This window comes from Candidatus Pelagibacter sp. HIMB1483 (assembly GCF_052048135.1).
In the GTDB taxonomy this organism is placed as follows: Bacteria; Pseudomonadota; Alphaproteobacteria; order Pelagibacterales; family Pelagibacteraceae; genus Pelagibacter.
This window is the reverse complement of record NZ_JBNAIM010000002.1, coordinates 526,369-540,058: the sequence shown is the minus strand read 5'-3', so window position 1 is coordinate 540,058 and position 13,690 is coordinate 526,369. Positions and strand designations below refer to the sequence as shown.

The window sequence follows — 13,690 nt, the reverse complement described above, 5'->3', positions numbered from 1 at the left end:
CTATCGGTTTTACTATCGGCATGAGATTGTTTATGATATAAAAAAAATATTATTATGACTGATATTAAAAAAAGACATTTTTGCAAAACATTTGCATTATTGAGTTTAATACCATTATTTAAAGTAAATATTTTATCAGCAAACACTATAGAACAAAATCATATCTTATCTGGATCTTTTTTAATAAATGGCAAAGAGGCGAATTCAAATTTTCAAGACTTAAATAAAAAAGTTATTGAGACAAAAAAGGAAAAAACAATTATTAAAAATAATGATGATTTTTATTTAATAAGACCCGAAACAAAAATAGAATTTGTGTCAAAAAAATTAATCAATGTAATTGAAGGTTCAGTGCATGCAGTGTTTGGAAAACGTAAAGAAGAGTTAAAAGTTAAAGTTCCAAATGGAACAATAGGTATAAGAGGAACTTCAATATTTATTGATATAGAGCCAGAGGATAATAGAACTTATTTTTGTAATTGTTATGGTAGAACAACTCTTTTTGATAACGATAGGAATTTGATAGATGATATCACATCCTTTGGTCACGAGTCAGGAGCAATGACAAGTGATGGAAAATTTAAAAGATATGGAATAAACTATTTATCTAATCTTTATGCATTAAGACATCCAAAGATTTTTGATGAAGAAATGGAAAATGCAGGCTGTATTGTAAAAAATAGCCATTGCACTTTAAAGTAATTTTATTATTTTGAAAAAAAAATTAACAATTTTATCCATTATCATCATTTTTGTAATTTTTAATAATTTTGAAAATAATTTTCAAAAGAGAATAAGCTATTTAAATTATGATTTTTTTCAAAAATTATTTGAAATAAAACCAATTACCAATGATGTAATCATCGTTGATATTGATGAAAAAAGTTTAAAAAAATTAGGTCAATTCCCATGGCGAAGAGATATTCATTCTAAAATTATAAATAATTTAAATTCAGCAAATGCAAAAGTCATTGCATTTGATATTTTCTTTAGTGAACCTGATAAACAAAATCCTCAATTATTTATTGAAGAATTTAATTTAGAAAATCAAAGTAATATTATGTTTGATAGTGATCAGCTTTTATATGATACGATTGACAAATCTAATATTATCTTGCCAGTTGTAGGTACAGTTGTAGATGAAGATTTGGAACAAAATTTAAATATTAAGGCAAACTTAATTAAACGAGGGAAAAGTCCTTCAGACTATTTATACACATTTAATGGTTTAATTACCTCTCTTCCGAAATTTAATGAAAAAGCTAAAGGGTTAGGAACAATTTCAATTATTGAAAGTGAGGATGGAATTTTAAGATCAGTTCCAATGATGATTAATATCAATGATACTATCGTGCCAGCATTATCCTTGGAGGCTATTCGATTATTTAATGATCAAAAAAGTATTTTAATTGAAACAAACTCATCGGGTATTCAAGCAATTAAAACTCGAACAAATTTAATTAAAACTGACGAAAATACTTTATTTAACGTTAAATACAAAAAATTTGATGATAACTTTTATATTTCTGCATCAGATGTTTTTTATAATCAATTTGATCAAAGCAGAATTAAAGACAAAATTGTTTTAGTAGGTTCATCAGCACAAGGGATTTTTGATTTAATAAAAACACCTTCTAATAAAATTATTCCAGGAGTGGAAGTGCATGCTACTATTATTGAAAATATTTTATCAAATGATTTTTTAATTACCAATCACATCACTAAATTAATTGAAAATATAATTTTAATTTTAAGCTTAATATTAGTCATTATTTTTACGAGTTATATAAGACCAGCTTTTTCAATTTTATTTTTTGCAGCTCAGATTGCTACTTTATTTTTTGCAAGTTTAATTATGTACAATCAAAATTATTTTGTGGATGTTTATAATACGATCTTAACAAGCATGATCCTATTTACAATTGTATTATATTGGAGATTTGTTGAAGAAAATCAAGCTGCTTTAGATAATGAAAAAAAACAATTAGTTCTAAAAAAAGAAAGAGAAATTGCTGGAGAGGTTCAAAAGAAATTATTTCCAGATTTAAAAAAACCTTTTCGAGAAATTTTCGCAACAAACATTCCCGCAAGAGATGTGTCTGGTGATTATTTTGATCATATCAAAACTAATGACGAGCAAATTTATTTTACTCTAGCAGATGTATCTGGCAAAGGAGTTAAAGCTGGAATGCTGATGGCTAATGCCTCATCTGTATTCAAAGCATTATCAAAATTAAATTTTGATTTAAATAAATTGGTTATGAATATTAACAATCAGGTAAAAGAATCCTCTTATCAAGGAATGTTTATTACTGCGGTTATTGGAAAAATAAATTTAAAAACAAATGAAATGGAGTTTGTTAATTTTGGTCACGAGTCGATAATGATCTATGACAAAAATCAAAATACATTTGATTATCATAAAGCAAGCTCTCCACCTTTAGGTTTAATGAATATAAAAAATGAGACAATGATTAAAACTTCTAAATTAAATTTAGAAAATAAAAAAATATTTATCTATACCGATGGAGTAACTGAAGGTTATTTGGAAAATGGACAAGAGCTTACTTCTAAAGGGGTTGAAGATATTGTTTTGAGTAATAAAGATTTATCTCTTAAAGACACTATTGAAATGGTGGTTAAAAAACTTAATCATGGAATTAAATTAAGAGATGATATTACAATGTTAGGTATTGATCTTAAAAACTAAGAAAAAATGAAAGTCCAATAAAAGCTAACAAAAAACAATAAGTAATTATTTTTTGTTTTTTCTGTTTTTTTAATCTTGAATTATTTAATTTTTGAAATAATGCTTCGCTAGAAACTTTTTCCTTTTTTTCTTTAATTAAAGTTGAAATATGATTTTGAAAAAATTTATTTTTTTTGTCAGTTAATGATTGATGATGAATAGTCTCATAGAAACCTGATTTTAGTTTATGTGAAGGATTATAAATTTCATCTAAATCTATTTTTGACATGGTGTACTTATCTCACATGGTTTTAAAAAAAACAAGGTTTTAGAAATTAATTTGATTAGTAATTTTAGAGGCATACAAAGGAATAAAATTAAGTTAAATATATAATCTAATTAAAATGCAAAAAAAATTATTTAATTTAATAAAAATAGTTTCCATAGTTTATGTTTTTCTTAATTTTAATAGCATAAATACTTTTGCAGACGTTGTTCCTGCAAGTACTGACACCACTGTAAATACCGCTGTTGATTTGCAAGGATCTATAAAACAGAACCGTACGTATAGTATTACAAATGATGCGGTGTATAGAATTGAAGCTCCAATACTTTCAACTTCATATTCAATTACAAAAACGGGAAATGGAACATTGGTATTTAATGATACTAACATAACAAATTTTTCTGCAGACATCATTATTACTGAGGGAACTGTTGCAGCATCAAATAATAATACTTTAGGCTCAGGAACAGTTAGATTAAACGGTGGGACATTATCCTCAGACAGTACAGGTGCTAGAACCTTAAGTAATGCTATTTCAATACAAGCCTCTAGTGAATTAGGAGATGCTACAAATTCTGGTGCATTGACTTTGTCTGGGAATATAGATTTTTCTGCCGGAGATTTAATTTTGTCATCAAGAAGTAATAATGAAATATCTGGAACAGTTAATCTTTATAATGATAATCAAACATTTAGTATTGATAGTAGTGTAACACAAACCATGTCAGGAAATGTTAGAAATGGTACTTTAATTAAGTCTGGATCTGGAATTTTAGTGCTTAGTGGTACAAATACCTACACAGGTGATACAAATATAAATGCTGGAACGTTAAATGTTTCAGGACAACTAAATTCAGGGTCATATTCTGGAGAGATTGATAATAGTGGCACATTTACTTTTTCGTCTAATTCAGACCAAACTATTTCAGGTAATATAACAGGTTCTGGAACTCTAACTAAATCAGGCTCAAGCACATTAACATTATCAGGAACAAACACTTACTCTGGCATCACTACAATTAGTGATGGAACAGTTAGATTGAATGGTGGAACATTATCAGATAATACGGCTGTGACAGTTGAGAGTGGGGCAATTTTTGATATCAATAATTCAGATACTATAGGTTCAATTGCAGGTGCAGGTACAATTGATATCACAAGTAAAGAGGTCCTAACTGTTGGAGCTGATAATTCATCAACAACTTTTTCGGGAATTATTCAAAGCGATGATGGTACAGGCACGGGCGCTATTACAAAAGCAGGAACTGGTTCCTTAACTTTGTCAGGTAATAATAACTTTGGAGGAGCAGTAAATGTAAACGCAGGTTCATTAATGATTTCATCTAATAATGCTCTTGGCAACACTAATAATTTTACAACAGTTGCATCAGGTGCTACAATTGACTTTCAAAACGTTAATTATTCAACAACTGAATCACTTAGAAATAGTGGAACTATATCTACTTCTACAGGCACAAGTACATTTGCGGGTTCAATCACATTATTTGCGAATTCAACAGTAGATGTTGATGGAACTCAATTGACTTTAAGTGGTGGTATTACTGATAGTGGTACACGAAGTTTAGAAAAAACAGGAAATGGAATTTTAGAATTAAGTGCTGATAATAGTTATACTGGAGGAACTACTATCACAGAAGGAACATTGTTAGTTTCGGGTAGTGGAGATTTAGGTACAGGCACTTTAACAATTAGTTCAGCTGGTACATTAGATTTACAAAATACTTTATCTGTATCAAGTTTAGTAATTTCAGGAGCAGGATCTGGCAACAGAATAAATAATAGTGATGCAGATGGCACCACAGCAAATCTAACAGTTTCAGGCACCAGTACTCTAAATGGTGCTATAAATACTGATGGAACTCAAACTTATAGTGGAACAACAACACTAGGTTCAGATGTTAATCTAACAGGTCCAACCATTGCATTAGCTGCAGTTACTGCATCAGGAACAGAAGATTTAACAATAACTGGAAATTTAGACTTGGATGGCGCTGTTTCAGGCGTAACGAATATGTCTGTATCAGGGACATCGAATATTGGTGCAGATGTTACAACAACAGGTACACAATCATACACTGGTACAACTACAGTATCTGCAAGCTCAACATTAATTGGTACAGAAATTTCTGCAGCAGCAATAGCATTAAATGATGATTTAGAAATTAGAAATAGTAGCGACTCAACATTAGCAAGTGTTATCTCTGGTACAGGGGCATTAACAAAATCAGGAAGTGGTGCTTTAACTTTAAGAGGGGTAAATACTTTTGATGGAGATCTTACTGTATCCGCTGGTACTCTTTATGCAGGTTTAGCCGCAGATAGTGGAAATCAAATTATTGAAAATAATGTAACCGTTAGTGGTGGTACTTTATCTGGAGGGGCAACTATTGGAGGGAATGTTACAGTTGCAACAGCTAATTTAGCACCTGGTAATAGTATTGGAACCTTAACAATAGATGGCAACGTTACTTTAGATGATAATTCAACAACTACAATTGAATTTAATGATACGACATCTGATAAAGTAGTTGTATCTGGAAATATTACACTTGCAGGTGCATTAGTTTTAGAACCAGCAAACACAACTTACTCTGATGCAACGTTTACAATTTTTGATGGATCCGGAGGATCTGGAAATTCATTATCTGGTACTTTTGCATCTACTACTGTAAGTAATAGCTCATACCTTGGTGATGCAACTACTTCTATTTCTTATGACACCGTTAATAGAAAAGTGTTTTTAAATATAGATGAAGATGGCGGAGTTTCATCGAATACAATTAAAAGTTTAACAACAAGAAATAATTTTAAAGACATCGCTCAAATATTTGATGATGCAACAGCTGGTAAAATCTTAGAAGTAGCAAATGTTCTAAAATCATCCGATGCTAATTCAGTAAATACAGAATTGAATAAAACTAAAGGAACACTGTTAGCAAACAGTTCATTAAAAAGTATTTCAAACCATCAATTTTATCAAAAAGCTTTAGATAATATTGTATCTACTAATACCAATTCATCAGTTAGTAATTTTACTCAAAACAATTTAGCAGATCTCACTTTAGATAACCTTCAAAGTGAAGGGCTATATGGAGAAAAGGCTAGTTACAATGATTATTATGATTTTTCAGATCAATCTGTTTTAGGGTTTATAAAAAATAATAAAAATAGAACTTTACTGAGTAGATTTAGTTCAGAAGATCGTTCTTCATTTCTAAGAACTTATGGCACTAGTTCAGAAAATGAAAATATAGGAACAGATTATACTGGTTATAAATCCGATACTTATGGTGTTTTATTTGGTCAACAATTTAAAGATAGTGATAAAGATTTTTATGGTTATGCCTATGGATTCTCAGGGACCGATATAGATTATAATAATGATTATGGTGAAACTAACGCTTACACGCTACATACAAGTGTATTTAAACAAGTCAGTGATGATGATTATAATTTAAATCTTAAACTTGGTGGATATTTAACTAATAGACAAAATGAGAGAAAAGTTTCTGTATTTGGTACTTCAGTTAATGATATTTATAAATCAGAAACTACTGACCTAGGATTACAGGCTGGGGCAACTTATTTAAGAAAATATAATATTCTTGGTTTAAATTTATCTCCGAGCATGTCTCTAAGTACAACTTATGAATTAAAAGATGATATTGATGAAAAAGGTGGAAGTCTTGCACTTAAGGTGGATAATGAAAATCTGTTAACTATTAAACCTGAAGTAGGTTTTTCACTTGATAAAAACTTTTCAACTATTGAAAATATCACCAACCAATTTAGCTTTGCAATATTTGCAAGTGAAGATCATTATCTAGAAGGCACTACTGCATCTGCAAAGTTTGCAACTAGCTCTAATTTTGATTTAGATTTACCAAAAGACAAAGATCAGTTTTTAGCTGCAGGACTTGGTTATAATTTTTTAAATTCAGAAAGTGGAACAAGTTTAATGGCTAATTTATTTTATACTCAAAATACAGAAAATGACTATGAAGGAAATTTATTTTCATTAACATTTAGAAAATTATTTGGTGATTTTGGTAGAGGAAGAATACCAGCAGTCATAACTGAAAAAGTAGATGAGCAAAAAGAAAAAGTCGTTAAAATCATTTTACCTAAAGTTGAAAAAGAAGAAGAAACAATTGTTGATACAGTTAGAAGAAGTCTTGCATTATTATTCCAAAAACAAACTACAAGTTACAGAGCTTACAAAGATATTTATGAAAACTTTGATTGCAAAGTATTAGAAGATGTAAGATTATATCAATCTCTAATGTATTTATCTAGACCTCAAATAGTAAATCTATTAGAAAAATGTAATATTGAAGATGAGAATGCGATCTCTTTAGTTGCAAATAGATTAAATGATATCAGACTGAACGATTTAACGATGTTTGAGATATTAAAGAAAAATTATTACTACTCTTTAATCTATCTACCATTCATTACTTTTATTGCTTTTGTGATCTTAATGTATGAATTATTCAAAAAAGGTTACTTTAGACTGAGAAGAAAACCTTAATCAAAATTTTGATTTTTTCTGTAACTGAGTAAGTCCCTTAGAAAAACCTTTTAAGGATGTTTTGATCACAATTGGATTTCCAGTAAAGCCTTGAATAGCAACCTCAAGTTCGTTCGATTTGATGAATTTATCAATAATTTGATCAAATAATTCATTAGCCTCTTTTTGAGGGGTATTATTGGTAATTGAAATTACACAACCAAAACTTTCACACTTTAAATATCTAAAATTATATTGTTTATCATTATCAAATCTTATCGCTGGATTGATGCCTAAATTAACTCCAAGCGGAGTAATGATTGTAAACACTTCTTTAATTTGATTTTCTTTATTCTTAAATGCTGAATAAAGAAGGTTTAATTGTAGATTGCTATCTTTTAACGTAATTAATTGAGTTAATTCACAGATATTAGTGTTATCGCTTTGCTTGCAGTTTAAGAACCAGTCTCCAAATCGTTCTGAGGCTGGGTTTTTATCTTCAGCAAACGAAGTTAAATTTAATGAAAAAAAACAAAGTAAAATAAAAGTAAATTTCTTAATCATTAGTCAATTAATCCTTTTTCTTTTAAACCTTCTAGGTATTTCTCCATTGTAATCATTCCTTCTTTTGCAGAAGTTTGTAAAGTTGATGTTACTGATGACATTTTTCCTTCTCTAATTAAATTTCTAACAGCAAGAGTACCTGTCATTATTTCAAAGGCAGCAATTCTACCACCACCTTTTTTCTTTAATAGTTGTTGAGACAAAACCATTCTGATCGAGCCAGCTAACATTGCCTGTGCTAAATTTTTTTGAGCAGGAGGAAACACATCTAATATTCTTGTAATGGTAGATGCAGCACCACTTGCATGTAAAGTACCAAATACCAAGTGACCTGTTTCCGCAGCCGTTAGAGCAAGAGATACGGTTTCTAAATCTCTCATCTCTCCAACTAAAATTACATCAGGATCTTGTCTTAGTGCAGACTTTAATGCTCTTGCAAAACTTCCAGTATCTTTTCCAACTTCTCTTTGAGAAATAATGCTTTTTTTAGCTTTGTGAACAAATTCAATCGGATCTTCGATAGTTATAATATTTTCTGATCGATGAGAATTTATTTGATCAATCATTGCAGCTAATGAAGTTGATTTACCAGATCCAGTTTGACCAGTGACAAGCACTAATCCACTTTTATGTTTTATAGCATCATTAACAGCAGTGGGTAAACCCAATTTAGACATTTCTGGAATATCACTTACAATTTTTCTTAGAACCATACTTGGTCCATAGCTTGTATAATAAGCATTAGCTCTGTAACGATAAGGTTTCACAACAGTTGCAAAATCTAAGTCTCTATTATTTACAATTTCGACTAATTGTTTTTTGGTTAAAACTGATTTCCAAAACTGTTCTAGTTCTACTTGAGTAATAATATCATCTTTAAAAACCATTATTTCACCATTCACCCTTATTGCTAAAGGTTGGTTGGCTCTAATATGGATATCTGAAAGATCGTAGTCGTTTGTGTATTGTATTAATTTATCAGCTAGCATTTTTTAAATATTATTTAATATTCAAATTAAACAATTTTTTATTAAATAAAACAGATTTTTTATAATTGATGATTTTATATTTTTTGGCAGTAAAAAACTCTCGATTTGCATTAAATTAAGGACGGTAATATCCTTCAATATTTAAAGCTCGTGCAATATTGCCTGTGCTACCATCTCCACCAGAAGATAAAAACAATTGAAGTGGAACTATTTGATTGTCATCAGGGCCATATCCGCAACTTATCACTCTATAAAAAATTCTACGGTTATTATATTGATTTGGAGTTAAAGTATCTGGACCCTCTGTATCTTGTGGAATAAAATTATAACCATTCAAGGTTGTGTGAAATCCAATTCGCTGAACATAGAATTCATAACTATATCTACCAAAATCACTTTCAACAGCAATCGCTGCAAAGTTTTGGTTAGTTTGTCTAAACGCATAGTGAACATTGTTAGCTGTATTAGTGTAACCATGAAGAGCTAAGCAGTCTCCAGTGATAGATGAATTTTCAGTATTAGTAATAGTGATAGCATCTGTTCCTGATGCAGACAATTGATCGACTAACCATAATCGTCCAGACTCTAGCCCATATTCTGCAGCTTGCTGAACAGTGTTGATTTGATGAGATTTGACAGAGTTTGCAGAATTAAGTTGAGTAATTGCAAGCATTGCAACACTAAATGAGCTAATTGCAAGTAATACCAGCATCGTTAATGCTAAAACAAAACCTCTTTTATTTTTATTAAGGTGCATCATTATCATTTGGATCTGGGTCACAAAGATCTAACATATTAACATCTGTATAAGTGGTATCATCAAGCACTAAATCGAAAGATCCAAAATAATTAGCACAAGCTAATCTTTCAGATTCTGTTCCATTGCCACAACTAATCACAGGGGATGGAAAATTTGAACTAAATTCTAAAACGTATCCTATAGTTTGAAATGGTGTATATGTTACACCTGGTACAAATAAATCATTCCACCAACCTGTTCCAGATATTGCATTTGAAAATTGTGTATAATGTTCTCCTGCAGCATTAGGATAGTGTTCATTTGTTTCTAGATCATCGTCATTATAATCAGTATTATACATATCCGTACAACAATTGTTTGGCTCTCCAGTCCTCCAACTTGTAAATTCTCCTGGATCATCATCTGGATCTGTATCAAAAAATATTTGACCTCTTTCAGGACCACCTGCCCATACCCATGTTCCTTCAGTTGCATTTGGTATATTGTCAGTTCCAGTATTATCAGTTCCTCCAAACCAAGCAGCTACAGGATTGCCCATGTCATCTCTAATTTTATCTAAAACATAATCATTTTCCGCATCACTAGTAATTGTTGCTAGATAACCAGATAAGTTAAAGTAAGTAGTATTTTCTGCTCGAAGTTTTGCTTGACCCCACCAAAGTTGACTTCCAGTAATTGAAGTACGATCCCATGCACCTCTTCCATCAGTAGTATTTTCTACATAGCAATAGAAATGTCTGTTATTTCCAACTTGTCTTCCAATCAAATCCTCACAAAGATTTTCAAAACCTACAGCCAAAATAATTACCCTGTCTTCATCTGCAAAAGTTGTACGATCATCTATTTCATCTTCCAGACTTACATAATTGATTGTTCTTATAAATCTTTGATAATTTCTTCCACTCGCATCTCCTCCAATTTCCAATATACCTGTGTCTGTTACAAAATTTACTGTTAATCCTAAATCTGTTGCCATGTCCGTATCCCATTGCAGTCGATCTTCACCATCAGTGTAATTTTCTGAGATAACCACCCTTGCAGAGGGTATAGTTCTGGTATCAGGATCCCAGTTTGTTTCATTACTTGATATCAAATAGTTTGAAAAAAGATCTTTGGAGTTGGGGCATTTTTCATCACAAAGCGTACTACTTTCAGTTAATGGAAGATTTCTTAAAAAAATTCTTTTTCTAAAATCTAAGTTTAAATCCTCATCATCTTTAGATCTGAAATTAATTGCAACATTGATTAAATTATCATTTTCACTATCAAAAGTAGGATTTGAAAATTCAATTGTATTTATATTATTTGAAATAGGTTGCCAGTCATGCACAGCTGCATTAGTGGATGCTATAATGTCATCACAATTATCTGTTCTCTCAGTTTTCTTATATAGAGTATTGGTATCAGGTAAATCTGATGTTCCATCTCCTAATTTATAGGTAATTTTAAATCTTAAAGCTGTTGTGCCATCAAAGCTAGGTCTATCATAACAAGAGCTGACCTCTGTTCCAGAAACTATCTCTACTGCATCATCAATATCTATACCATCTTGGCAATTATCTGGATCTGAAATATCACCTCTAATTGGATGAACAAATCCTCCTCTTGCAAGATCGCGTTCAATGAGATTAAAAATTAAATTTCCCTCTGTTTTAATTTCGCTGGTATTGGCTATTTGGCTATAGTCTTTTGATCCTCTATCAAACAAAGCATAAATTGAGATTGAGACTAAGGATGCAACAAATATTCCAATTAATAACTCTACTAATGTAAATGCTTTTTTTTTGGATTTTATGAACATACGCTCGATTGTGATAAATTTAGTGTTGCTCGTCTTTTAATTCGAGCTCTTTCAAAGACTTCGTTATCCATATCTTCTGCTAATACCACTGGAATTGAATTTGTTGGACCTTCCCAAACTGTTGTTCCAGCTGGCCAATCTCTAGCTCTCATATCGTAATTCCTAACACTGCTATTAACAGCATGAGTTTCAGTCGATGTGCCTTTGAGTGCTCTTTCATAAAATCTAACATTCATATCATCCATGTTGTCTGCAGCACCAGTTAAACCATTTTCTGCTTTATATCCCATCCTTAAAACTTCATCATTAATTTGAACAAAGCCTCCTAAAATTCCAATTTGAGGATTTTGACCATCTAATGTTTGATCAAAGTTTGGAGTGTCTCCAGTTGCGATTGCACTATCTAACCGTCCTGTATTTCTTATTCCTCTGCTTAAACCTGATAAAGTATTTGTTGTTGTATTATTTGAAGTATAACTTACATATTCACTTCCTATTTGGACATTTCCACTATTAGGAAAAATAGAGCTATCTGCCAAAGTAACTGAAGTTGAGCTAGCAGATATTGCTGATGCTGTTGTAGTGTTTAAAGCTGTTACATAATTCCAACATTCATTTTCATCTTCAATATCTAATGCATCACCATGTGCAGAACCTGTATTTCCGCTCGCAATTAAACAATCATCATCATCTGCTCTTAAAACTCGCCAACGATCAACACCTGTTGGTATCCCTGTTATTTCAAGTTCTATATCTTCTAAGGTTGCAAGGTTTCCTGTTCCCAAATGAACCACCATCCCGTCATGTGCTTGGTTCCAAACATATCGACCTGAACAAGTTCCGTTATTAATTGCTCCCTGACAACTTTCTTGTGCATCATCAAAAACTAATATTCTTGCATCTGTTGGAAGATTTTCAATATCAAATTGAAAATAACCACCACCATTAGTTCCTTCTAAGACTTGTCCAATTTGACTTGTATCTGCACTATCATCTCCATGATTATATTCATCAAAAACAAACCACAAAGAAAGATCATTTGTATTAATTCGAACACCTAAACATTGACCAGTCCAAACACTATCATCACATCCCGAAGGCTTAACTCTAATATCATCACCAGTATATCGATACAAAAATACACTTATAACATCAGCACCTGCGTAGACTTGTCTGCAAGTGGAGGCATTAACTGCAGAGCAGCTTGTAGTATCATCTTGCTCACCATTATCAGCATCTAGATCAGTAAACATTCTAGCAACTCCTCTAAAATTATAATGTGCAACTGGATTTTCAGATCCATCTATAATTCCTGTTTCTACCGGATCTGCTAAGCCGGGAAAATTAAATGCAACTTTGTTGGGAGTTTCATCAAATATACAAACATTAACTTTTTTTGCTAATACGGTATTGTCAGTTCCATCTCCTAAGGTAACTTTAACGATATCTCCATCAGTAACCTCAACAGATCTAACATTTATTTCGCTACCAAGTTCATCATCAAGTTGAGCTTTCCAATGATTGTGCAAATCTTCGACTTCGTCCGGTAGTGTAGAGCAATCACCAATTCCACTTGGAGCGTCATTAACCAGATTTAATCCATCAAAACAAGCTAACTCATTTTTTTTAAAAGCAATAAATGTAATCGAGGTTCCATCAGCTAAAGAAGCATTAGCAATATTAGAATTAAATTCAATTGTTAAGTCGCTTCCTGATCCAGTTACACCGTCAATTACATATCTACCTCTTAATCCATCAATTAGAACAATATCCCCATTTTCAGGCATTGTATCAAATCCAGTTAATTCTATTGTATCTGTTGATCCATTAAATGTTTGGTCACCATCAACTGTTATTGTGCCTAATGCATTATTTTTATGACTAACATATTCCATAATATCTTGAATTATCAAATCTGCTAGTTGATCACGTCGATCAGCTTTTACTAAGTCTGTTTGAGTATTTAAAAAAACTGTACTCGAATTTATGTAAACTAAAGTAATCATACTTAAAACAAATAAGGCAACCAAACTTTCAATCAAAGAAAAAGCTTTTTTAAATCTCATCATT

The 13,690-nt window shown here is 31.1% G+C and carries 9 protein-coding genes; 3 read left to right on the top strand and 6 right to left on the bottom strand.

The features are described from left to right. Positions 1–54 precede the first annotated feature (54 nt). Both ACTTAV_RS03470 and ACTTAV_RS03465 read left to right on the top strand, forming a co-directional pair. Positions 55–702 (top strand): hypothetical protein, encoded by a 648-nt coding sequence (locus ACTTAV_RS03470; RefSeq protein WP_440670231.1) that lies wholly within the window; start codon positions 55–57, stop codon positions 700–702. A 10-nt stretch (positions 703–712) separates the two neighbouring features. Continuing rightward, entirely contained in the window at positions 713–2,710 is a 1,998-nt protein-coding gene (locus ACTTAV_RS03465) for a CHASE2 domain-containing protein (protein ID WP_440670230.1), read from the top strand. Here the strand turns inward: ACTTAV_RS03465 and ACTTAV_RS03460 are convergent. Further along, on the bottom strand, positions 2,700–2,978 hold the full coding sequence (locus tag ACTTAV_RS03460; protein WP_440670229.1) for a hypothetical protein: 279 nt from the start codon (positions 2,976–2,978) through the stop codon (positions 2,700–2,702). The genes ACTTAV_RS03465 and ACTTAV_RS03460 overlap by 11 nt on opposite strands. Before the next feature lie 115 nt (positions 2,979–3,093). Here ACTTAV_RS03460 and ACTTAV_RS03455 point away from each other — a divergent pair, with 115 nt between their 5' ends. Continuing rightward, the gene (locus tag ACTTAV_RS03455; protein ID WP_440670227.1) at positions 3,094–7,527 is read left to right on the top strand and encodes an autotransporter-associated beta strand repeat-containing protein; all 4,434 of its coding nucleotides are present in this window, start codon (positions 3,094–3,096) and stop codon (positions 7,525–7,527) included. On the opposite strand, the gene ACTTAV_RS03450 is transcribed toward ACTTAV_RS03455, so the two are convergent. The 5 genes from ACTTAV_RS03450 to ACTTAV_RS03430 all read right to left on the bottom strand — a co-directional run bounded on the left by ACTTAV_RS03450 (position 7,528) and on the right by ACTTAV_RS03430 (position 13,689). Then, a complete protein-coding gene (locus ACTTAV_RS03450) occupies positions 7,528–8,070 on the bottom strand; it encodes an invasion associated locus B family protein (RefSeq protein WP_440670226.1) in 543 nt (180 codons plus the stop codon). Continuing rightward, positions 8,070–9,059: a type IV pilus twitching motility protein PilT gene (locus ACTTAV_RS03445; protein ID WP_440670225.1), complete on the bottom strand. Its 990-nt coding sequence runs from the start codon at positions 9,057–9,059 to the stop codon at positions 8,070–8,072. Before ACTTAV_RS03445 ends, ACTTAV_RS03450 begins: the two co-directional genes overlap by 1 nt. 115 nt (positions 9,060–9,174) lie before the next feature. Beyond that, positions 9,175–9,819 (bottom strand): pilus assembly PilX family protein, encoded by a 645-nt coding sequence (locus ACTTAV_RS03440; protein WP_440670223.1) that lies wholly within the window; start codon positions 9,817–9,819, stop codon positions 9,175–9,177. Continuing rightward, complete coding sequence (locus tag ACTTAV_RS03435) at positions 9,806–11,620, bottom strand: prepilin-type N-terminal cleavage/methylation domain-containing protein (RefSeq protein WP_440670222.1); 1,815 nt, start codon at positions 11,618–11,620, stop codon at positions 9,806–9,808. The genes ACTTAV_RS03440 and ACTTAV_RS03435 overlap by 14 nt, the downstream gene beginning before the upstream one ends. After that, entirely contained in the window at positions 11,611–13,689 is a 2,079-nt protein-coding gene (locus tag ACTTAV_RS03430) for a hypothetical protein (RefSeq protein ID WP_440670221.1), read from the bottom strand. The genes ACTTAV_RS03435 and ACTTAV_RS03430 overlap by 10 nt, the downstream gene beginning before the upstream one ends. Position 13,690: the final 1 nt, after the last annotated feature.